Below are 23,356 nucleotides of genomic sequence, written 5' to 3' on the forward strand. Positions count from 1 at the left end.
CCGCCATGTTCGGGTTTTTCTTTTCGTGAGCAGTTTTTATTTTACATAGGCGTTTGTTTTTGACAAGGTTTTAAGGAGATCGTTACATTACCCATTGTATCAATGGCGTAATCCATATCGTTAATAAATTGAATACTTTTTAATATATCGGTTATGTTATCGCCAGTAAAACGACCGCTAATAGTGTCGCAGCTATACAACGGAGAATTCACTATCATGTTCACCTTAAACCGTCTTTCCAGCGTTTCTATCACTTCTCCTATCGGGGTGCGGTCAAAAAACACTTTCCCATCTATCCAAGCGATATAGTCTTCAGGACGATCTACATGTTCTAAAACCGGTGAAGATTTTTCTCTATCCAGCACTACACGTTGACTCCTTGTCAAGACATTCGTGCTAGACGATTTTTTATCGGTTACCTTGACCTTTCCGGAGAGTACGGTCACCGCTGGCAGTGTGCCTTCGTAATTGTTAATGATAAATGTTGTACCCAACACTTCTGTGGTAAAATCGTCCGAAGAAATTACAAAAGGATGCTCTTCATCTCTGGATACTTCAAAATAGGCCTCTCCCTCCAGTTCGACATCGCGCGCATCACTTCCAAAATCCGCGGTATAGGTTAGGCGACTTGCCGCGTTTAAAATCACAAGCGACGAGTCTGGCAATATCACCCGCTTGCGTTCACCCGCATCAGTTGAAATGACAATACGTGTAGCTGATACCGGTTTGATGCTATATTGAAACACCGCAGCTGTCGCAGCAACAAACAAGATGACGGCAGCTGCTAGTTCATAGTACCTCCGTCTTCGTCGAGCTAACGCCTCTTGGATACGCGTATAAATCCGGTCACCCGTTTCCGCAGCAGCTTCATCGACCGTGTTATTCCGGTTCTGAAGTTTCTCCAAGTAGGTATCTACGATCTTGACTTCCCTTTTAGAAGCTTTACCCTGGCTGTATCGTTTGAAAAGTTCTTTATATTTTATAGACATTGATCTGAATGCATGATGTACTGTTCGTTTATTAGTAAGTACAGCAAATTTGAAAAGCACCTATGCGAAACCAGAAAGGTTACAATTACTTCATATTAACTTAATATATGAAAACGAGAAAGAATCGCGAAAAAAAACAAGTAGAACGCTTATAATAAGAATGTTAACACGGTGTCAAAAACAGTAAAACGTAATTAATGCCAACAGATGGAGATCGTATATATTTTCGCTTCTAAGCAGCTTGAGTGCTTTGTTGATGTGGTTTTCGACCGTGCTTACCGATATCCTTCTTAGGTTAGCGATATCCTGTACACTCATGTGTTCGTAAAAGCGCAGCTTAAATACATCAAAGCATTTTTCGGGTAATATCTCCTGTGCCTTTTTTTGTACTTCAACCAGTAGCTGCTCTTGAGGAATTTGCTGTTCTTCCGTCTCATCCACCATCTGTATTGCCTCTTCGAGTAAAGCGGTCTCCATGGGCATCATTTTTTTCTTCCTCAATCGGCTAGCACATTGATTACGTACCGCCTGAAAAAGATAGGCCTGATAACTACCTATCTCGAGCTTCCGCATCCGTATCCATAGATCCACAAAAATTTCCTGCACAATATCCTCTGCAGTCTCTTTATCCCCGACAATACGATAGGCAAAAAGGAACAGTGCCTTCCAATGTTCCTTGTACACATGATCAAATACGGACTTTTTGTTGAGCAAATGAACTGGCGTCATGGATATGGTATTCTAATAATTGCCGCAAATCTACAACAGTAATTACGCTTATCACCCAAAAAGCATATTATCTTAAGGTTAAATTTTCCGGAAGCAGATGAATAATAGAAAAATTTGATTTTATAGGCAAACTTATCCCATTTTTGGCTATTATTGCAAAAGGATCTAGCGTATATGTTTAACATGCTGACGATTCCAATTTGTAAACCTTTCCAAAAATTTTGTTATGCACATTAATAACACACACGAAGAAAAAGAAAGCCTCACCAAACGAAAGTCTACCTTGGGTATACGTTTATTTTTTATTTATCTTTTATCTTATGCAGGTTTTGTCGCTATAGGCGTATTCCAGTACGAGCTGTTATCTATTCCGGTACTCGGCGGGCTTAATTTAGCCTTGGCATACGGGATCGGATTAATTCTATTTGCCGTCGTGCTCGGAATAGTATATAACTACTACTGCAGTAGATACGAAGATGAAGCTGATCAGACGGAAGAAACTCAAAAGGGAGGAACGGCATGATATACGATATTTCTTACACGGCATTATTCTTTTTCTTTGTTTTTGTCGGCTTAGTTATTGGCCTTTCTTTTTATTTTGGACGTAAGACCAGCTCATCCTCTTCCTATTACGCAGCAGGCGGAAATATACATTGGGCCGTAAATGGAATCGCCTTTGCAGGCGACTATCTATCGGCAGCATCTTTTCTCGGTATATGTGGCATGATTGCCGTATCCGGCTTTGACGGTTTTCTGTATGCGATTGGTTTTTTGGCAGGTTGGATCGTCGCCTTGTTCCTTATTGCCGAGCCCTTCAAGCGCTTGGGAAAATTCACCTTTACCGACGCACTGAACGCAAAATTTAATTCAAGGGCGATAACTTTATCGGCATCGGTCAGCACATTGATCGTATCCGTATTCTATCTTATTCCCCAAATGGTGGGCGCCGGAGATTTGGTCATGCCACTCCTAGGCTTGCCACATTGGGCTGGTGTGATACTTGTCGGGACTATCGTTATTATCATCGTTGCCAGTGCAGGCATGGCCTCAACAACCTACGTCCAGTTTTTGAAAGGCGGGTTGCTGATTATTCTCTCTGTTGTGCTCACTGTTTACATCTTAAAAAATGGATTGACGCTAACTCCCGATTCCAAGGGAGAAAAATACCATAGCTTTATGGAATTAACACCTCAGGTGGCAGATGGAAAGGTGACGGATGTAGCAGGCTGGGAAATTATTGGCCAGCAGGTCGTTGGCAAAAAAACATTTGTAAAACTAGCCCAAGATGGGGTTGACAGATGGTTTGATTTCACACAGGCAAACAATAAACCGATACTCAAAGAAACCCTGACCGTGACGCAAACCGCTGACGGAAACCAACTGTACAATGGAGAAGCGAGGGAGAAACGCCGTTTTTATCAAGTCGGCCATATGAGCAAGATTCTGGTTAATGGAGAAGAGGTGGATAAAACGGGACCGCTCGGCCCGTTCGAATTTCTATCTACGCTACAAGAAAGTGAAATCGTGCGGTTCCTTCAGGTGAAGTTTACAGACGGGCCCGATCAAGTATCGCTTTATTATCCGCAAGTCACTGCCGGCGAAACATTTATGCTTCCCGGACTCAAATACAAAATCGGTCGCGACTCAAATCTGTGGAGTAAATTGGATTTCATTTCGTTGATGTTAGCGCTGTTTTTAGGTACCGCTGCCCTGCCGCACATCTTGATTCGTTACTACACCGTGAAAACACCGCGTGATGCACGTAAGTCTACTATCCTAGCTATTGCAGCTATAGGTGGTTTTTACATTCTAACGCTGTTTATGGGACTGGGGGCTGCCGTAAATGGTGTTTTAGATGTGGAATCGAGTAACATGGCTGCTCCACTATTGGCACGCGCATTCGGTGCAGCGTTATTTTCTATTATATCCGCTGTCGCTTTCGCAACCGTACTTGGTACCGTAGCCGGTTTGATTGTAGCATCCTCTGGGGCAATAGCACATGACTTTATTGATGTCTATCTCAAAAAAAATCTGAGCGATCACAAAAAAGTGAAAGCTGGAAAGATTGCAGCTTTCGCTGTCGGCATTTTCGCTATTCTTTTGGGAATGGCTTTCAAAGGAATAAATGTTTCTTTCTTGGTTGGTTGGGCGTTTGCTATTGCCGCATCGGCAAATTTACCGGCCATCTTGTTCTTACTTTTTTGGAAAAGAACTTCGGAGACCGGAATAGCAGCCTCGATCATCGTCGGAATAGTGGCCTCTTTAACGATTATTCTAACCTCTCCTACTATGTGGGGTCGATACGGATTAGATCCTGCAAATGCGATACATCAACTTGAAAATCCAGCTTTGATTTCGTTTCCTCTTGCTGTTCTTACGGTTTATCTGGTTTCTATATTATATCCCAAACGGCAAAAAGACGCCACTCTTGTAACAAGTTAATAGCAGGCGTAACGTCGAACAAAACCTATCGCTATTGAGGCGATAGGTTTTTACCCTCCAGCACGTGCTGTATCCCAATTTTATAGGATGTCGGGGTAAAGCCAAAGGCGTGACAAAATTTTTCACTGTTAAAAAAATAATCCTGCTCGTATTGATATTGCATCTCGATGAGTTCCTTAATCGTCCGATCAAACAATCCGGCAAAGCCCAACATCCAGGAAGGTAATAGCAGAAAATCGGCTTTTCCATTTTTTACACCTCCTGCCATTTTGATCAAATCCCTTCCATTGAGTCGCTCGGCCGACGTTGGGAGATGCCAAACCTGACCGTATGCAGATGGTGTATTACCTAATATAGCGGTCGCTTTTGCCGCATCGGGCGTATAGGTAAACGAATGCACCTTATCGACATCCGCCAACCAGTTGGCCTTTTTACCCTTAGCCACATTATTTAACACCAGTGTATTGAGGATACCATTCTTCGATTCAGGACCATAAAAATCAGCACAACGTGCAATCAAAGCTATCAGCCCCCGGCTTTTCTGTGCGTCGTCGAGCATATTGACCACTTGGGCGCGTACTCTTCCTTTTCGCGTAGCCGGATTGATGGCGCAATTTTCCGTCATATCCTTTACATCTATTTTAGCATAGCTGTAGACATTATCAAAGAAAACCAATTTTGCATGATACCTTATACAGGCATCGATTACGTTTTTCATAATCTGTGGCCATTGTGCCGCCCAGACTCTACTGTCGTATTTCAGACCAACCGTAAGATACACTACCTCGGATCCCGACACAGCACGCGCAACTTCCGTCGCATCCAATAAATCTGCAGCCACGAGTTCGTCGCTGTTATTCACCTTCTGCGGTTTGCGTGCCACCAACCGTATTTTGTCTGTATAATGCGTTAGTTCCTTTGCGAGTAATGTGCTGATATCACCTCCAGCGCCCAATATTGTTTGCATCGTTATTCTATTATTTTATGCAACAAATTTACCACTCGGTAACCTCAAAACACTTGATCTGGGTTAAGAGTTGAAAATTTTATGCGATACGTTTTCGGATGCGGCTCAGACTTTCTGGGGCTATGCCCAAATACTGCGCGATATATCGCTGCGATACACGCTGTAAGATACCTGGCTTAGTCGATAGGAGATCCTCAAACTGCCTTTCGGGAGAAAGCGACAGCATAGACTGGATCCGTTTGATATTCTCTGTAGCAATTTGTTCAAGCACTGCCCTAAAAAATGTTGCTATGGCAGGCGACGCCTCAATTGCTTTTACCAGTTCCACGCACCGTATGACCAAACAAGTCGTAGGCTCTAAAGCTACAATAGTAGACCCCGAACGTGCCTGCCGGGAGAAACTTTCGAGATCTGTCAAAAACGCATTCTCAAAGGTAAAGTTACAGGTTCTCTCCAGACCATCCTCATTGACGAAATACTGCCGTAGCGCTCCCTCACAAACAAAAAAGGCTTCGTGAGCCACATCTCCCGATTGTAATAATACCTGGCCACGTTTGTATGTTGTCTCAGTAAAGTAAGACCGAAACTCCGTCGCTTCCGATGCTGTCATCTCCGTGTACTCGCTGATCGCTTTTAAGAATGGATCCATGTGTTAAAAATAGGGAAATTTGCATAGAAAAAAGATTAACCGTTGCAGTATTATGATGAGTTGTTATTTTCTAAAATATTTCTTGTCTCGGATCTCCTCCACAAACGCGCGGTAGACCGGTCCCGAGCTTTTTATCAGCTTTACATTTCTTATTTTTGTATGCGTATCCATTTCACAAACTTTACCTCTTAACCCACTTTATGGAGCTTAACCTTATGCAGTAGCCAGGCTGTCACCAGTTTCGATTTCCCACCATGTTTATAAGCAATGATCTTCGTTCCTAGATTATCCTTCAAGCTGATCGTGATTTCCTTATTCGACGCCTGTGTCGCACCTTCGACCGCATGAAGTGGTATCAGGTAATTTCGGTTCACGCGCATATAGTCATCGCATCCGAGTGTTCCTTCTAAGCTGTCAAGACTTCCGCTTTGATACCAAAACTCCGATCCTGAGAGCAGGCCTATGTATATATTGTCCTCTTTGGCGCGGAAGTAGGCCACATCCTCATCTTTATATCCCATTACCCTATCCTCGGTGTTTACAACATGGAGATGATGAACCCGCAGCTTTTGTTCGGCGACAGACCTTTCTTTCAAGTCTTCCTTAATCGCTTTGTAGACCTCTTGCAGCTCGTCAATTTTCACATCTGCTATACGCAGTAGCTGCCTGCTTTCTAACAGTTCTGTTTTATAGTGGTCTCTTTCTTCTTCCACAAGTTGCATTTCTGTACGCGCCTCTTCTCCGCTTGTCCTTAATAACGTACGTTCAGATTCCAGTGCACGCAAACATTCTGCATGCAATCGCTGCATTTCTTGCGTTGCATTGGTGACAAGCCGTAACTTACCGCTTAACGCGATATTTACACGTGCCAATCGTTTATTTCGATGCAATAGAAAAGCTATTGCGTACCATGCATTGATTAAGATCAGAAACAACAAAATAAGGTATACATCTGTATGCAGAAACGAGGATTGCTGTATGGCAGGGGGCAGCAGTTTGGACATTACCTTATGTAGTTCGACCATAATGAATAAAGGAACCGCTACACATGACGCAGCCTGGTAAAACAAACGCGATACCCAGCCCCGGTTCCAGGGCTGACGTCGATCCAGTGACGCCGTTTTCCAGTCCATACCCAGCATTAGCGCAATAGCAACTAGAAAATATAGACCTGTCACAAAGAGGAACTCCTCTTCGCCTAAAGCCTCAAAAAAGCTACCCCGATAACCATACACACTTATCGTTACGGCAAAAATGATCCCACGCAGCCATGCCGGTATATGGAATTCTCCATAGTCAGCAAACGTGGTTCCCACCCGCTTTTGGCCAGTATGCTTTTCTTTATTCATAATTTCCTTATCACAGTATACGGATACAAGTAGACCGCATCCTATTCTTACGTAAAAGCAATTTACGAAAAGTATTTTGAAAAAAAACATATGTAAGTATATGACAACCGATTAGCGACCGTTAGACTAATCATTACTCCCTATTCGACCCCATATTTTTTCAATTCACCCCCACAAAAAATAGACTCGCCCCCACATTTAGGCACTTCGATCATATTAGGAGGGAAAAATTAGCTCCGTATACAACAGATTTACAGCCGTTTAAACGTAAATTTACGGTATCTAATCATAAATATTATGAAGAAGTCAAGCTATTATTTTTGGTTTATCCGTGTGCTATTATATCTTATAACCATTTTATTGTGGGGTATTCTATATCGCCTTCTGCTTCTTTTTATGGAACATGTTGAACACTTGCCGTTATCAATGGAATGGTCAAGGATATTCGCTTTTGTGCTTTTAAGAATCGGTAATCTTGTTCTGATCGCTGTACTTGCTTTTATCATTTATATCCTTATTACCATTGTGATCGACTATCCGATTTTGCGTCCATCATTTATAGACCGCTACCGACGCGTACCACAGATCGATGCACTATTAAATAGCAGGGCTGCGCTAAGTAACCTATTTCTCATCCTGTTTTCGACAATCGGTACATTATACAGCATACTATACCGAGTAAGTATTGACTATCAGCTTGCGCTATCCGCCGTATTATTATTGCTTTTCTATCTGATCCGCTGGCACCCCAAGCCCAATAGTGGCCTTCCAACTTTCGTGTATCTATTGGTTTGCCTATTTGTATCGAGCATTCGCATCAGCAACCAGCAGCGATACGATCTATTCAATGACAACTGGCTATTCGTGCTGTCGCTTGTGCTGAGCCTACTTTTTGCAGCCGGATGGATTGTACTCAAGATCCGACGCGTGCCCCCCCGTAGCACGACAAGGCAATGGCACTTCTCGCTGATTACCGTGACCAGTGTATTTTTTATCCGCTATTTTGAAATCGCACTCACCACCATCAACTGCCAATACGATCCCATAAAAACAAATGTCATCTATACGGCAACAGTCGTTTCCATATATGAGCCCTATAAAGAAGAGTATCACCTGTGTCTGTCCTATCCGCACAAAGGGTCTGAACGTAACATTTTAATGCGGGTACACCCCGCTATATACAAAAAGGCAGTGGTCGGTAGTAAAATAGATATCCACCTGCATACCGGCTTGCTCGGTTGGCCTTGGTACCACGATGATATCCATACCCGCCACCCATGATGTCGACCTTATCCATATTGCAAGAAGCCGTAGACCAATATGTATCAGTCGAAGCAACGCATCTGTCCGTAACAGCAGACTCGGTAGACAGGGTGTGCAAACAAGTACTGTCGGACATGTCTGCTGTCTACAGGCAACGTACCAGCCTAGATATGGCTGCGCAGGATGCTAACCAATGCTATGTTTTTTTAATCCAGATCATCGATAAGTTATGGGGAAAAACCCACCTCTTGCACATATTTGATTCCTTGCAAGATCTATTGTGCAAGTTCGAACATCGCTATGGGCACTATATCAAGCCCTGCAACACGCTGCCTCTTTATCAACAGCAGATCCTACAGGATGAAGTCGCTAGGCGGCTCCCGGCTCTTATTAATAAGCTACATAAAAAGTCCATCCCCCATATTTATCTCGATGAATTGGATTATGCAATGAAAAGCCTTTTTCACCCCGGTAAGATGCCTGAACTCCGTTATGACCACCGCACCTACTTACCCAAGCTTATCGGCGCACTGGAAGCTATGGCCGACGACAAGCGATCCAAACCCTGGACCGATCGCTTTACAAAGCTCCTTGTCAATCTAAATTTTAATTATATGGGTTTCTACAACCGTTGGGAAAGTAAGCAGAACGAACAATTTGACGCTGCCAACCTACAGGGTACGGTACACGACGCCCTAATCAGCTTAGAATCGGAGCTAAAGCAGTATGGCACCACGAACCATCTGGCCTACCATCCTGAACACAAGCCACTATTGGACCACATGTGGGATTATCTACAGATGCAAAAAAAGCGGGCAAAGCGTGCAGATGGAAATGAACTGCAGCGTCTCTATCCGTTTATTCCCTTAAGGCTAAACGGACATCAGTCTAAGCTCTTTTTCCATGCATTTTGTGCTGCAGACCTCTTTCCAACGACGAGAAAAGAAGATTCGGCTAAAGCCGTAGCTGCTAACATACGTACAGAGAGTGGTACTGCGCTTACATTTCAAAGCCTGAACCGGTACGATCGGGATAAGCTGGGACCCCACGCTCCTTTTGTAATTCGAAAACTAAAGGAAATGACCTTATTTCTGGAAGACGATTTTAAGTAGCTCTTTCCATAAAGTTCCAAATTATTTTAAAAAAGTAGGGGACTCCCCCTAGCTCCCCCCTTCTCGAGGTAAAAATTCACTCCAAAAACTAGGCTTACGCCATCAAAACACAAGAAAACGACGCGCATTCTGCTACCTCCAAAAATAGCCAAAATCTCCCCCCTTCGGCACAGTACCCCCGCTCATTGCTCAGGAACCGAACCGGAACCCTAAATTCTGTCCCCCTATCTGCTTTCCTTTTTGCTATACTTTTGAATTATGCATCTCGCAGGAAGCGAGATAAGCATTGATAAGTACATAAAAAAACAGAAACGGCAAAGCATATGAAGACACGAAAAAACATACTAACACTAGCCCAGTATAGCTTTATCCTGCTTTGGGGTTATGCAGCTACCATTAAGTTATGGAACTGGGATCAGAGCCAACGTGAAATGCACCTGCAACCCTTTCCAGGCTGGATGGCGGATATCCTCTTCGCGCTGATCCCGCTTTTGGAACTAGGAATTGTCTACCTATTGATCAACCGTAAGACCGTAGAGCGTGGCATACAGCTGTCGGTACTGTTGCTCAGCGCATTTACGCTCTACCTTGTCCTAGCAGTCGGCAGCGCTTTTGGCAAGATCCCCTGTGCCTGCGGCGGAATCCTGAGTAATATGGGACATTTGGAACACATAGCATTCAACCTGCTCTTTATAGCAGTCGGAATAATAACATTGGTATTGGCCCACAGCAGCAGGCTGCGCGATGACGTCTCACGCAGAACCCGCAGAAAGGAGGATGACGCCTTAATCTAACAATACTGGGTGAGCAGGTATCGGGCTTTACCTGCATAGACGGATTCTCCCTCTGGCATAAGCCTTCGGAATGCCATGGAGCAGGTCGTGTGATGGACCTGATGAAATCAGAACACGCTAATTTTTTTAAATTTTTATATTATGGTAAAAACATTTAAAAACTTCGACAAGGGCGCCTTGGTTGCGTTGGCAGTTGCCGGATTCTTTGCGATCTCTTGGACCAATGCAGCGCATAAATTAGCGCCGCAATGGTATCAAGTGACTGAGTCCGGAACCGATCCTGATCCGGAAAAGAACCAGCATATTGTTGGTCTTTACCCGGGAGGAACGCCAACAAATCCATGTGACGAGACATCGGGCGAAATCTGTGCTATTCAGCTCGATTTCAATCCCGAAGAGACGGATATGCCCTCAACTGTATCGGAAGCAAAAAACCTTGCTGAAGTTACAGTAGGATCGAGCCGTTTTTCGCAAGAAAACTAGTCATTGAAGTTAATTTTTAAACAGGGCCAAAACAGTTAGGTCTGTCTGCTAGGACAGACCTAATTATTTATTCTTCGTTCTGCGGCACGTCTCCCAATTCTATTTCACTCTGGGGCAATGGCCAAATCCACCGCGCACTCGTCGGGATCAGTTCGTACCGCTTCCCATCAACAATACGAAAATAGATTTGGGGCCCCTCCGCATCAGTAGTGAGCCGTCTCATATCATACCACCGAAGGCCACGCATGAAAAGCTGTTTCTGCCTTTCTAAAAGAATCCTGTCAACAAATTCTTTCTGCCCGGCTATCTGTAAAGGCTCAAATGAATCATTGTGCCTTTTTGCCAGTAATTTATTTAACCACGCGGAAGCTTCTACTAGATTATTCAAACGCGCTCTTGATTCTGCGGCAATTAGATAAAGTTCGTCGACGGCTATTCCTACAAAATATCCAGATGGCCCACTATAAGATCCTTTAAACGAAACCCGATTATCAGCATGATATGTAAAATACAGCTTAGCTCTTAAATCTGTCGCCTCGTAGGAATCCAGTATATGCCTGGCGACATTAAGCCTTGCTGAATTTATGATTGTGGCATTAGCTCTCTGAAAGAAAATAACTTCCGGATTATCTTCACCGTAATTTTCCGGAAAAGTGAAAGCAGCCGTTTCATCCAACGAGTTATAGTCAAGTAATTCATCATAAATTTTTAAACTTTCCTCTGCATAGTGAGCCGATCGTTCATAATCTCCCATTTGCAAATACACCCGTGCCAATAAAGCATATACCGTATTTTTACCGGGTCTAAATTTATGTACGGATCTTTCCGGCAATAATTCGGCCGACTGTTTCAGATCTGCAAGTATCTGTTCATACAGTTCCTTTACGGTCCCCCTTCCTATACGGACTTGGATATCATAATCCAGGCGCAAGGGAATACCCATATCCCTATTTGCACTATTGGGATCATACTTCCTGCAGAATAACTCAGCCAGCTGAAAGAAGGCAAGTGATCTATAAAAAAGCGCTGTTCCCTTCACCGTATTCCAGTCATCTTGATCGGATGGCCTCGGCGATATCTTCTCGACATCCAATGCAAGGTTTGCATGGAGAATCTGTTGATACCCCCAATTCCAATCATTGCTCTCTCCACCTTCAAATATATCTCCCGCAGACCACATGTACGCGTTCTTCTGATAAGCTTGGCTTAGTGCATTGTATCGTACATCCGAAATGGTATACTCATCCGATCCGATCAATGCTAATTCTAATGCATTGACCTGGTTGAATACGTCATAATTATCCAATATCGCTTGATAATCACTAATCAAAACAGGAACCGTCTGGTTTGACACCCTTTTGATGTCCAAAAAATCTTTACCACACCCAGCGAATACGCATGCGGCGGCAATATAATATGTAAGTATTTTAGTTTTCATTTCTGATCTTGTAAAATTTAGAATCCAATCTGCACGCCCATTGCCATCTGCAAAGGTGGCACATAATCAGCATCTACGTAGTCCGGGTCGATCCCATGTCGATTGGCCTTCCACAGAACACCTATGTTCCTCGCATATGCAAACAATCTTAAATTGTTAAATCCAGCTTTTTTTAGTGCAGATTCGGAAAATGTGTAGGACACGTTAAGGTCCTGTAACCGAATGAAATCACCTCGGGTGACCAATATTTCGGAGAAGGAATACGATTGCGCCCTATAAGAATCATATGTACTCATTCGTGCCGGCACATTCGTTAAGTTTTCGTCTCCCGGCATTAACCACCTGTCGAGGTAATCGAGATGATAGTTCTGATGAGCATCTGTTATTGATGAAGGGTCTATTGATTTCCGCCGGAATACAAAATTAGACTTAAATGTCAGCAGAGCAGAAATAGAGATGCCTTTCCATGAGAATTCATTTCTTAGAGAACCATACAAAGGCGGTACCGTTACGCCGGCCCTAATCAAATTTTCGACGTTGAACGACGTATAATAAGTTTGGTAATCTTGTGAGACCTCTCCATCGATCAGAACTTGAAGATTCCCTGTCGACGGATCAAGTCCAGTCCATGGCATAGCATACATAATATCACGGGATACTCCGCGATGGGGTGGAGCCGGATTTTGTGCATAGTACCCTATCGACAACACATCCTGGGTTGCGTAATCCTTAACTTCATTACCAACATAATTGATCAATACCGTACTATTCCATGTAAATATTCCGGAGAGATTCCGGCTGTTCAGCTGTACATCCAATCCTCTTGTTTTTAGGTCTGCATAGTTTACCAGATTAGAATTAACTGCGGTTCCGCCAGTAAAAATTCCGGTGCTGGGTGGCAGCAGATCTTGACCGATCAGATCATGGGCATTTTTTAGATAATAGTCTACACTTCCCGACAACCTGTTGTTCTTACTTCTAAAATCCATCCCTAAGTTGGCCGTATTTATGAGCTCCCATCTCAGTGAAGGATTACCAACAGAAGTAAGCGTACTATATGGAAGCTGCGAAATCCAATGCGCGCCCCAGTGATAAATTGTAGGATAAGCACTTACGGTCTTATTTACATTTCCAGCGCTACCATAGGTACCTCGAAAACGTAAATAGTCGATAACTTCCGTTCTGAACCAGTCTTCTTTTGATATCTCCCAACTGCCGCCCACAGACCACAAGGGTGTACCTTTCTGATTGGTCTTAACACCGAATAGATTGGATCCATCCCAGCGCATGGATCCCGAGAGCATATACTTTTCCCTATATGTATGACTTACATTACCAAAATAGGACAGATAACGATCGATAAATCGCAGATTGGAATTCGAGGGCGCATTTATGCGGGCGCGCGAGGTGGGGCGGACAGTATAGTTCTGCGTGTAATTAAAATTTGTAACACCTGTCATCAATTCAGGATCGTAGTTGTACAACGTGCTGCCGGGCATACTACGTTCTACAAATTCACGTACCTCCCCACCGGCAAGCGCATAGATCTGATGATCTGAACCAAACCTCTGCTCATAGTTTACCTGCATACGGCCTGAATGACTACGTGAGGCTGATGGACTTGCTTGCTGAAAGATGCCCCCATGGGGTATAATCCTCGAGCCATCAGCTTGCGTAAAGCGGTTTACCATATTACGAACGTAGTAGCTATCCTTATCGTACTCCACCGTACTGTTGCTATTGCCCTTGATATATTGGTAGGTCGCATTGAGGTTAAAGTGATCTAAAAAGTTATATCGGACACCTACATTTGCGCGGAGCTCCTCCGCGTTACTTTGTCTGTCAATTAGATCCCGCTCCGCCAATGGTCTGTACTGCCAGTCCAGTAGCCCCTGTGCTTCTGCCTCATCTATATAAGTCTGCCGGTAGTCCTTTATAATTGCCCGCGGATCACCATTATTGTCCGCCAGTCGCGTATAAGGCGACAGACCGACATGTGTTGCATGCCCTTTTAGATCGTTCAGACCGATGCCGTTGTTGACCGCTTTCTGCTGGCTGTACCAGAGGGCAGTGCTAAATTCTAACTCTTTAGCCGGCTTAAATGTATTCTGGATATTCAGGTTGATCCGTTCATTCCGGTTACCGATCACATCTGCGCGGTTCCGGTCGTAGCCCCCTGAGACGAAGTAGGTAAAACGTTCTCCACCTCCCCTTGCATTCAGCGCATACTGCTGGTACACAGAAGGCTGATAAAGGTGGGCCATGGCTTCCTCACGTACCTCGGTCGTTTTCATAATTGCCTCCCGCCGGGCAAAATCCTCCTGACTGAGGGTTCCATTTTCCAGCGCGATAAGCATTTCGACATATTCTGGGAATGGCACCTGTTGCACATTTGACAGGTAATATCCCCCATGTTCATATTTTTCCCTTTCGATCTGCATCACTACTTCCGAAGGCAATCTATTGCGACTGTACATCAGATCTGGCTTCTGTCCGATTGTTACATTGCTATTCAGCGACAATTGTCCCTTTTGATTATATCGTCCCTGTTTCGTCGTAATGACGATGACGCCGTTGCCCGCTCTTGCCCCCCATATGCTCGCCGCCGCCGCGTCTTTCAATATGGTTATGTTTTCGATATCGTTGGGATTGATACTGCTGATGTCGCCTTCATATGGGAAATTGTCCACGACGATCAGGGGCGATGCATCGGACTGTATTGTTGCCAGTCCGCGTACACGGATGTCCGATGCCCCGGTACCTCCGGCATTGACAAACTGTACGCCCGAAGCAACGCCTTCCAGACGTTGCAGGATGTTACCGCCTACAGACCGGTTAAGCAGCCCGTTGTCGACCTGCGTGAAAGATCCCGTCGCCCGTTCGCGCGGAATGCTATAGAAGCCGGTATTTATTGCGACCTCTTCAATGACATTGGATTCTTTTTCTAAATAAACTGAGATATCACGCATGACACTACCGACAGCGGTCTTTTTCGATAGGTATCCGATGTAGCGTACCAGCAGTGTATCTGGTGCTGTAGCCGTTTCGAAGCTGAATTTCCCTTCCCTATCGGTCATCGTTGACCTACCGCCGCCCAGCAATTGTACGGTAGCTTCATTCAGGGGCTCCCGGCTTTCCGAGGAATAGACCGTCCCCTGCAGTTGTGCAGTAGCGTTCGTTACACTTAGCAGCATATAGATGACGACTGTCACTAAAATATTATCTACTCTTCCCATCAGCAGCTCCTCCTGTATAGCGTTTATCAAAATAGGTCAAAAAATCATTCATTGTAATGCCTAGCGGTATCCTGCGGAGCGCCTTTCCAATAAGTTCCGGCGTCACATCCTTATGGTGCGGGATAGCCAGTAAACGGCCGTCGTGGATCCACACCTGGCCGAAGCTTTTATAGGAATAGAATAGCCGGTTGATTATCGTATCCGCGGTGTTACCTACTGCTATGGGCAGTGTCCATCCCTTTTTCTCGGCAAAGGGGCCTATCCGTTGGTTATCTCCGTAAAGGTGGACCGGTAATACAGCTACTTCCTGACGATACCTCTCCTGAAGCTGATGCCATTTATCCACCGAGGCAATACAGGGCACGCAAGCCGTATTCAGAAAATCCAATACAAGCAACTTGTCTCTATAGTCGGCAAGCTTGATTTTGGTAAGACCTTGCGGATGATTGATCACCTGGAGTTCCTGGTTCCAGAAGGCTTCCGGCAGACTATCGCCGATGACCATACCGCCCCCGGGAATGCTGATCTCAGTAAGCCCCTCCACAGCCCGCTCTCCAGCGGACTGCGCCTGGGCATCACTAAACAACACAACTAAACACAATAGGAATGTACTGAAGACTGCTGATCGCTTGCTTGGCGAGAGCCGGACCCTCCTTGCTGAAGCTACCGTTAAGCTACCAAATGCATGTAGGTCGGCCGTGGCATTCCGGTACAGAGCCACTAGCTTGTTACCGACTTCCCGGTATCGGGTTGGTAGCTTTTTAGTAAGTCTGTGGTAAGTCTTTAGTAAGTCTAGGCTATACTTTTGGTAAGTAACCCGTATACTAACAGTAGCTTTTTGGTATAGCGACAATAGGTTAAGCGCATTTTTTTCGCTCGTTGTTCTGACTGTATTCTGCCTTAGTTCTCCCTTTCTTCTACCTTTGTTCTGCTTTTCCGGCTTGGCGCTCCGATCATTGTCTGATCGCGCTCCGATCGCCATCGGAGCACGAAGCCGGCGCGAAGCCGTACTGAAGCCGTGGCGATCGGAGGCAGGCAGAACTTGGTAGGTACATGGTAGGGTGTTGTCCCGATCTGCTGTATTCGCATAGTACGGGTTCTGTATCGTTGAAGTACCGTTTTTATGTGCTATTGCTTTGAAAATGCGGGCTATATTGTACAATATTGACATAGCATAAGGCCATCTCACTGCCGAAATCGGGGCTTTTGTACTATGTTCGTTTAGTACTATATCAGTACTTAGCGTGTACTTAACACATACTTGGCGAGTAGGGAGCACTTGCTTAGGACAAGAATGTACAACTTTGTTGGACAAGAGGAGCGATGTTCGAGGAAATCTCGGAGTTTCGGATTTCCGTTGTTGTTCGAGACTTGTTCGACATTCCTTCGGGTCTTGTTCGAGAGTTCTTCGAGACCGCTTCGACTCTTCTTCGAGAGCTGTTCGACTGGTCTTCGACTGCTGTTCGACTGCGCTTCGACTGTTCTTCGGCAACGAGTCGAAGCCGACCCGAAGCGCAGTCGAAGGATTGTCGAAGAAAGGGTTACCCTTCCCCGAAGCTGTTACGGCTCTGGTACAGACCGATGGTGTAAACGTGCCGAACAAAGTCCGAATAAAAGCGAATGGTTTTGGCCAAGCTTTATCTGTATTGATTTCGTTTTGGGCAATGTTTAAGGGTATTTCACTTTCTAGTGAGTTGTCTTTTTTCTTTAGGAACAGGACATACCTCTCCCAGTTACGGAATTTTCGCATTCTTTTAGTGGTTTTTGGAAAGACCTAAAACTGTAGATTTGTAGATAGCTGGAGCTTCTAGCAAATTTTAGTACTTAATTTCGAAGTCTTTTACCGTTAAAAAATTGTAAGAAAAAAATGAGAATGCGGAATTTCAGTCATAATTCTAGGTTTCTATTCTTCATCATCAACGCACTCCTCGGTGGAGACCAAATATTGGTCGAAACTTCACCGAATTATTCCGGTGGGCAAATAATAAGAGAAAAGGCATCATCCATAAACGGACGATGCGGAATATACACAGTACAGAAAAGGCACCTCCCTAGCTCAATGGTTGAGCGTGAGAAACTACGCGACCATGACCTAAAATTAAGGGAGGTCCTTTCTGAATATTTGATGTACTTTTTTAAGTCTATACTTCTCATTCATGCTGGTTTTAGGTTTCTCACGCCGAACCGCTGAATGAATAAACAAATATAAATAAAACCTAACAACCAAACAAATATGTTTGGATTATTTTTTCACATTATGCCGTGCTTAGTATAAATGGATGATAAAGAATTACGTTTTAGGAAGTTGCTGGGAGCACGCATTCAAGAATTGAGACAGAATAAGCCAATGACTCAACCAGAACTTGCTGCTTTGATTGGTTTCAAGGATTACCAAGCTGTCGGTAGAATAGAAAATGGTCGTGTTACCCCATCTGTATATGTTATTTATCAAATAGCCGAGGCTCTCGAGGTAGGCTTCGAAAAATTATTCGTGTTTGATTAACATTTAGAATGAGTTAATCTTCTGTTGACACAGCTCAAGTATAACTGATTCAAGAATTTCAAGTTTACCGATTAGTTTTTTTAAGTCCTCAGGGGCGATATAATAATCATCTTGGTAACGAGCGTCCAAATAGGCTTTATTGAGAATATCAAACAACCTATACTCTTCTCTATCATCAATAGGATATTTAAATACCTGATTCAGATTTTCGTCGATGTGTTTCGAATATTTTCGATAGACCTTTAACTTGTGGGTCTTGGGCTTATAACCGGTGTATACAAGCAATAATCCGCCATAGAACTTTTCAGCTGATTGATTCAGTGTAAAGATTATTTCATTTAAAGGATCTCCATCTTTTTCAGCTACCATTACAGAGTTTTTTGTGATCTTCAAAAAGCGCGAGCCACTTTTAATCCATTTATCGAAGTTTCGAATAGCTATTTCCTTTTCTTGTTCGTTAGTTAGTGGTTTGGGTTCCGAAAAGATATGTTCTCCAGTATCAAAAAGGACAATTCCCTCCTTGACGATATCCCTGAAGAAGTACTGCCCCATTTCAAGCCCTTTGTTCACATAATCAATGCTATGTACGATTGGACTTACGTCGTTCTTATATTTTAGTGTTCTGTTTTCTATTTTACTGGCAACATCATGCTCTTTTTCTTTATCGCCATCTGGTAGAGCTACTAATATATCATAATCACTGATGTAAGAATAGGTCGACCCCTTCTCCTCATACACATCCTCCACCCACTTGTCTGTTGTGTGACTACCAAACAAGATAATCTTAGCCGGATCTGCTATCTCACAGATAACCTTGACAATTTCTGCTAGTTCTTCTTGTTTGTGTACGGGTAAGTGGGATAATGGATTCATAGATTAAAGATAGTAAATTTTGAGCTTTGGGACAATACGCTAGCAGACTTCAAAATTAGAAAACCTAGATTCAATTCCCGTAAATTCACTTCTCAACTCTTCATTATGCTTCTCTGTGGCAATATAGCTGAACGGATTAGATGATACTGTCTCGAATCCCCATTGACACAATCATCATGTCCCACCATTTAACGACACCCTTATTGAAATACTTTAAATCGTCTAAAATGAGATCTAATGTATTTGTAGCTTTAGTTAAACTACGTTCAGCGAGCCATTCTCTGTAAATGTTTGCCATTTTTTGTAAGGATTTTGGATTTTCGTTAACTTCTTGCATTGAAGATGAGTCAAATAAAACCGGATAGGTAGAAACTTTGTGTAAATAAGCATGATAAAATAATCTGTTTATGGCAAACATGGCATCGACAGCAATGTTGTACCTTTTGCTTTTAGGAATTGGCATACCTTGGTATTCGATCTGAAACGAATTCACATAATACCGATCGACCTTTTTACAGCTGAGCGTATAATCGTTCAAACACGGCAAAAGAGCTTCGACAACCTCTAACCTATCATTATAGGTGAGTTTGCTGTCATACAAAGCTTCCATATGATAGTTGTTCGTATTCCTAACCCATATGTTGTTGCCTTTTTGTATGGTAATTTTCAGATAAAAACCATCATACTCCTCTTTACAGGGAATTTTTTCCACTTTAACATCTATCCCTTTCCCGTAAGAGACCAAGTTCATTGAAATGAATAAACATAACAAAAAATAATTTCTCATATAAATCAATCTAACATTTCTTCTACTATCTTTTTTAATCTCCTATGAAATTCTTCCTGATCTTCAATTCCCTTTAAAAAGCTCATATCTATGGAAATCCCTGTGTAATGTTTTTGTGGTCTTTTATCCTGAAACGGCCAAAAACTGAATTGTTCATTCCCTACTCCAGTCCTAGTTGCAGCTCTATCAAAGTTCCAACCCGTATATTTTTCATAGTATCCATGATCTCCTTCAAATAAGGAAATGTTCTTCTTAAAAATATGCATAGCTCTATTCTTACTTCCTCTCGCTGTCATAACAAAACCGTCTGCCAAAAAATTATTTTTAGCGGTATAGACATCTCCATTACCGCTATAGTTAACCATAACACCCTCTTCTTCAAATATTTTCACCAATAACGCATCACCCTCATTTTCTGTTTTTCCCTCATAGATCGGTAAATAAAACTGACCATCCGTCAAAACAAACCCGTAGCAATTGGATGCCATATCAAATTTAAAGCCTTCAGCAGCCTCCCGTTCAGGTACACCTTGCGACACCATTCTCCAAGCTTCAACAGCAGTTCCTTTATTTGTCTTTATATTAAATGCCATATAACGTGCACCATTTAGTTCCACAGTTTTTGGATGTCCGTTCTCCAGTATTATCGGGGCAGCGATGATCCTTCCATATTGGTCAACAATAAAGTTACCGTCCTTATCTATAAATTTCAGCGGATTTCCTAAAGCATAACCATATGATGTCACCTCTCGATATACTTCTCCCAATTTATCTACGACGTTCCACCTCCCTATCTCCGCATCGTAGAACCGAGCCCCGTAATCGTAATGAGGCAACTTGTAAGGTTACTCTTTTCAATCTAGAGCACTCCAGTTCATTGTGTCATGATCTTCATAGTAATTGGCAATGATGTCCATTGTATGCAGCTTCGGTTCATTTTTGAAGCCGAGCTTTTTTAGGTAGGCTAAGTATTGAAGGTGATCCGTAAATCCTTTTTCAATTTTTAAAGACGGGGAAACAATCCACCAAGACTCTTTTACTTCGACACCCATTAGCAGAGTGCTGCCGGTATGCGCCAAAATAAACCCATCTTGAACAGTCGCGCTTTTAATATTGCTAAACGAGGAGTCTCCGCCTTCTAATGCCTGTAAGCCCATTATCCAATTGTACTTTCTGTCGTATATCACCGCCTCATACGGTTTAATAAAAGGTATCCGGGCAGAATCCCATTCACCTTTCTCGGTATAAAATTTATCAACTTTACCCTTGCCATCTTGCCTGCACCCTGATAATGATGCGAGCAGCAAAAGCAATCCAAAGACTCTTAAAAAATGTGCTATCATTTTGTTATCGTTTCGTTCCATCTTACTTCAACCTTCATATCCTGATTTCCGTGAAAAAAGTCAACCCATACAGGTTCCAAAATACCATTAATTCCATTGTATACGCCCCCCCGTCCCTCCTGTTGTCGTATATCGAAAGTATCGACGATACTATAATTTATTGTAGTTGTGCCATTCGATTCAACAAAATTGGCATTTATAACAGCTCCCCGAATCGAAAGCTTCAATTCAAGATCACCTTCTAGTGAAAAAAACTTGTTACCCCCAAGTTTAAACGGTTGCACACGTGATTTAATCAAAGGATTTAACTTATATTGAGCAATTATCTGCTTCCGCCAAGCCTTGAACGCCGGATCTTTCTTCACCCGATTCAATAGATCCCCTTTAACCACAGATGTCTGAGCGTTTCGCCGGGTTGCATTATATGCCAGATCGGTAAAGTTCTCTGCCGGATACTTATCCTTCTTCTGAGAGGTCCAATCATTAAATATTTTAAGCGTTTTATCCATAGGCTGAAATAGAGGTGATAAAACGGCAGCTGATTTAGTTCCTTTTACCAACACCTCCTTTAGATAAATCATTGCATTTGCGGAGTCAAGCCCAAATGGATCTATATACAATAACGGATTGTTAACACAATATGCATATGGCGATATGTTTGACCGCAAATCTGATATTGGATCCGGCACATTCCACCTTCCTATCTCCGCATCGTAGAACCTTGCCCCGTAATCGTAATGGCCTTCCTGCACATAAGAACTTCCGAAGGAATGCACACCGCCCCTCAGCTCATCCTGCAGCTCCTTCCCGTTATAAAGATAGCGATTATCATTGTGAACGTAAGCAGCGTTGCCATGCCTTTTTCCGAACGGATAGTAATCGCTCTGCTGCACTATCTCCGGTACGCTAGCGCTCGCAACTTTTTTCAGTACCGAACGTACATTGCCAAGGTGATCTTTGAGGTTGTAGTGGTAGATGTAGCTGCTACCACTCGGTGTAAGATATCCTTCCGATGTGGCTATGCGGTCTATTGCCAGTGTTCCCGAACCGACCTTACTGTATTCTATCGACCCAATATATTCGCTTATCGAGACGATACTGTTTTCCGTTGCAGTCTTTCTGAGTTTGTTTCCAAGTGCATCGTAAAGATACGACACATTGACTCCGGTCCTGACCGCTGTTTTAGGAAGGTTCAGATAGTTGTAGCTAAAGGTCATACCCGTACGGTCCTTTGTCGCATTACCATTGGCATCGTAGGTATATGTTCCCGTAAATCCGCCCGATAGCGACTGGAGACGGTTACTCTTCTGTCCGCTTATCAGATAGCTGTAAGCTATGGGTGTTTTATTATCACGTTGCAGTGATTCGATATTGCCCATATCATCATAGCTCAATACCTCGCTCATCACCACGCCGGTACTTGTACCGTTGATAAGTCTGTTCAGCTTGTCATAGGTATAGGAAAACGTATTCGTCGTAGTCGACGCATGCCCCCATAGCTGCTGTGAGATGTTACCGTTGTACTGTGGATTGGTACCCGCATCATAGTTCAGCTGATAGCTGAACTGTGGAGCAACGGCTTTTGTGGTCCACCCCCTTTCGTTATAGCTATAGGCTACTGAGCTCAGGAATGTACTGCCGTTGTTCTCGCTGTGCAGACTCCTGCTCTTCAGCTGGCCTATTTCATTGTATTCATTCTTGGCAAGGACAACCTCTGTCTGACTGTTAATCTTATGTCTGCTCGTAAGCAACCTGCCCACATGGTCATACGCATTGGTAGTCAGGACGGTAGTGGCCGCTCCTGTAGGACTGGCCTTATGTTCGTGTCTACTGGTCAGCAGTTCTCCCACGAAACTGTACGTATTGGTAACCCGGTCAGTGCCGCCAAGGTGGTTCTGTGATACGGCCTGGATCAACCTGGCACGGTCATCGTAATAATTTACCGTTAGCAGCGGAGCTGTACCGTCATCCTTACTGACCCTCGCACCGGTCAGAAGGGCATTTGTTCTCTGGCTCCTCGTGATTCCCGAAGGTAACAGTGCCGCATTCGTGGCTCCATTGAACGTATAGTCATCATAATAGTTGACCGTGTACTCAATGGTACCAGCGGTTGGAAACGCCTTGTTGGTGTAATTGGCGACCTGGATACGGTCTTCCCATAATGGTCTGACACCATTGACCAAAGGATGGCTGTTTACCGCATTCTGTGCCAGCAACTGGCTGGTCAGCGCAGTATTGGTATAGATACCGGTCGATGTCATCCTGCCAAAGGCATCGTACTTCATATAGGACCATTTCCCGACTGCACGCTGCACCGCATCCTGTGTAAGCACCGTTTGATCGTTGCCATTGTAGACGATATACTCCCAGCCCTTGCCCGGAATTTTCTTTTCGATCAG

The 23,356-nt window shown here is 43.7% G+C and carries 20 protein-coding genes; 7 read left to right on the forward strand and 13 right to left on the reverse strand.

Features of this window, described 5'->3' with window-relative positions; translation table 11 throughout:
• Positions 1-41: 41 nt before the first annotated feature.
• Entirely contained in the window at positions 42-989 is a 948-nt protein-coding gene (locus tag FAZ19_RS20080) for a FecR family protein (RefSeq protein ID WP_136822553.1), read from the reverse strand.
• Between the two features lie 174 nt (positions 990-1,163).
• Positions 1,164-1,718 carry an RNA polymerase sigma-70 factor gene (locus FAZ19_RS20085; RefSeq protein WP_136822554.1) on the reverse strand — a complete coding sequence of 185 codons (555 nt, stop codon included), beginning with the start codon at positions 1,716-1,718 and terminating at the stop codon, positions 1,164-1,166.
• 226 nt (positions 1,719-1,944) lie between these two features.
• On the opposite strand from FAZ19_RS20085, the gene FAZ19_RS20090 reads away from it, so the two are divergent.
• Both FAZ19_RS20090 and FAZ19_RS20095 read left to right on the forward strand, forming a co-directional pair.
• Positions 1,945-2,241 (forward strand): DUF485 domain-containing protein, encoded by a 297-nt coding sequence (locus FAZ19_RS20090; RefSeq protein ID WP_136822555.1) that lies wholly within the window; start codon positions 1,945-1,947, stop codon positions 2,239-2,241.
• The gene (locus tag FAZ19_RS20095; protein ID WP_136822556.1) at positions 2,238-4,160 is read left to right on the forward strand and encodes a sodium/solute symporter; all 1,923 of its coding nucleotides are present in this window, start codon (positions 2,238-2,240) and stop codon (positions 4,158-4,160) included. The genes FAZ19_RS20090 and FAZ19_RS20095 overlap by 4 nt, the downstream gene beginning before the upstream one ends.
• Before the next feature lie 31 nt (positions 4,161-4,191).
• Here FAZ19_RS20095 and FAZ19_RS20100 read toward each other — a convergent pair whose 3' ends face one another.
• From FAZ19_RS20100 to FAZ19_RS20110, 3 genes are all read right to left on the reverse strand, one after another.
• Positions 4,192-5,127 carry an NAD-dependent epimerase/dehydratase family protein gene (locus tag FAZ19_RS20100; protein ID WP_136822557.1) on the reverse strand — a complete coding sequence of 312 codons (936 nt, stop codon included), beginning with the start codon at positions 5,125-5,127 and terminating at the stop codon, positions 4,192-4,194.
• A 79-nt stretch (positions 5,128-5,206) separates the two neighbouring features.
• A complete protein-coding gene (locus FAZ19_RS20105) occupies positions 5,207-5,776 on the reverse strand; it encodes a Crp/Fnr family transcriptional regulator (RefSeq protein ID WP_136822558.1) in 570 nt (189 codons plus the stop codon).
• 188 nt (positions 5,777-5,964) lie between these two features.
• Positions 5,965-7,125 (reverse strand): LytTR family transcriptional regulator DNA-binding domain-containing protein, encoded by a 1,161-nt coding sequence (locus FAZ19_RS20110; protein WP_169305721.1) that lies wholly within the window; start codon positions 7,123-7,125, stop codon positions 5,965-5,967.
• A gap of 297 nt (positions 7,126-7,422) precedes the next feature.
• Between FAZ19_RS20110 and FAZ19_RS20115 the strand changes: the two genes are divergently transcribed.
• The 4 genes from FAZ19_RS20115 (at position 7,423) to FAZ19_RS20130 (ending at position 10,777) form a co-directional block, all read left to right on the forward strand.
• Positions 7,423-8,406: a hypothetical protein gene (locus FAZ19_RS20115; RefSeq protein WP_136822560.1), complete on the forward strand. Its 984-nt coding sequence runs from the start codon at positions 7,423-7,425 to the stop codon at positions 8,404-8,406.
• Positions 8,403-9,500 carry a hypothetical protein gene (locus tag FAZ19_RS20120; RefSeq protein ID WP_136822561.1) on the forward strand — a complete coding sequence of 366 codons (1,098 nt, stop codon included), beginning with the start codon at positions 8,403-8,405 and terminating at the stop codon, positions 9,498-9,500. The genes FAZ19_RS20115 and FAZ19_RS20120 overlap by 4 nt, the downstream gene beginning before the upstream one ends.
• A gap of 323 nt (positions 9,501-9,823) precedes the next feature.
• The gene (locus tag FAZ19_RS24535) at positions 9,824-10,294 is read left to right on the forward strand and encodes a MauE/DoxX family redox-associated membrane protein (RefSeq protein ID WP_169305722.1); all 471 of its coding nucleotides are present in this window, start codon (positions 9,824-9,826) and stop codon (positions 10,292-10,294) included.
• Positions 10,295-10,435: 141 nt separating this feature from the next.
• Positions 10,436-10,777 (forward strand): hypothetical protein, encoded by a 342-nt coding sequence (locus FAZ19_RS20130; RefSeq protein ID WP_136822563.1) that lies wholly within the window; start codon positions 10,436-10,438, stop codon positions 10,775-10,777.
• 67 nt (positions 10,778-10,844) lie between these two features.
• On the opposite strand, the gene FAZ19_RS20135 is transcribed toward FAZ19_RS20130, so the two are convergent.
• Genes FAZ19_RS20135 through FAZ19_RS20145 form a run of 3 tightly spaced genes read right to left on the reverse strand, consistent with a single transcriptional unit; the run spans position 10,845 to position 17,201 of the window.
• Positions 10,845-12,215 (reverse strand): RagB/SusD family nutrient uptake outer membrane protein, encoded by a 1,371-nt coding sequence (locus FAZ19_RS20135; protein ID WP_136822564.1) that lies wholly within the window; start codon positions 12,213-12,215, stop codon positions 10,845-10,847.
• 17 nt (positions 12,216-12,232) lie between these two features.
• Positions 12,233-15,481, reverse strand: a complete 3,249-nt coding sequence (locus tag FAZ19_RS20140; RefSeq protein WP_136822565.1) for a SusC/RagA family TonB-linked outer membrane protein — start codon at positions 15,479-15,481, stop codon at positions 12,233-12,235.
• Positions 15,435-17,201: a TlpA family protein disulfide reductase gene (locus FAZ19_RS20145; RefSeq protein ID WP_136822566.1), complete on the reverse strand. Its 1,767-nt coding sequence runs from the start codon at positions 17,199-17,201 to the stop codon at positions 15,435-15,437. Before FAZ19_RS20145 ends, FAZ19_RS20140 begins: the two co-directional genes overlap by 47 nt.
• A 525-nt stretch (positions 17,202-17,726) precedes the next feature.
• On the opposite strand from FAZ19_RS20145, the gene FAZ19_RS20150 reads away from it, so the two are divergent.
• Positions 17,727-17,954 (forward strand): helix-turn-helix transcriptional regulator, encoded by a 228-nt coding sequence (locus FAZ19_RS20150; RefSeq protein WP_136822567.1) that lies wholly within the window; start codon positions 17,727-17,729, stop codon positions 17,952-17,954.
• A gap of 3 nt (positions 17,955-17,957) precedes the next feature.
• On the opposite strand, the gene FAZ19_RS20155 is transcribed toward FAZ19_RS20150, so the two are convergent.
• The 5 genes from FAZ19_RS20155 to FAZ19_RS20175 all read right to left on the reverse strand — a co-directional run.
• On the reverse strand, positions 17,958-18,827 hold the full coding sequence (locus tag FAZ19_RS20155; RefSeq protein WP_136822568.1) for a HEPN domain-containing protein: 870 nt from the start codon (positions 18,825-18,827) through the stop codon (positions 17,958-17,960).
• A 136-nt stretch (positions 18,828-18,963) separates the two neighbouring features.
• Positions 18,964-19,614 carry a hypothetical protein gene (locus FAZ19_RS20160; protein ID WP_136822569.1) on the reverse strand — a complete coding sequence of 217 codons (651 nt, stop codon included), beginning with the start codon at positions 19,612-19,614 and terminating at the stop codon, positions 18,964-18,966.
• Between the two features lie 5 nt (positions 19,615-19,619).
• Positions 19,620-20,450 (reverse strand): RHS repeat-associated core domain-containing protein, encoded by an 831-nt coding sequence (locus tag FAZ19_RS20165; RefSeq protein WP_136822570.1) that lies wholly within the window; start codon positions 20,448-20,450, stop codon positions 19,620-19,622.
• A gap of 18 nt (positions 20,451-20,468) precedes the next feature.
• The gene (locus FAZ19_RS20170; protein WP_136822571.1) at positions 20,469-20,957 is read right to left on the reverse strand and encodes a hypothetical protein; all 489 of its coding nucleotides are present in this window, start codon (positions 20,955-20,957) and stop codon (positions 20,469-20,471) included.
• On the reverse strand, positions 20,954-23,356 hold a 2,403-nt coding region (locus FAZ19_RS20175), incomplete at its 5' end, for an RHS repeat domain-containing protein (RefSeq protein WP_136822572.1). The genes FAZ19_RS20170 and FAZ19_RS20175, both read right to left, overlap by 4 nt.

Source organism: Sphingobacterium alkalisoli, from assembly GCF_005049105.1.
Lineage (GTDB): Bacteria > Bacteroidota > Bacteroidia > Sphingobacteriales > Sphingobacteriaceae > Sphingobacterium > Sphingobacterium alkalisoli.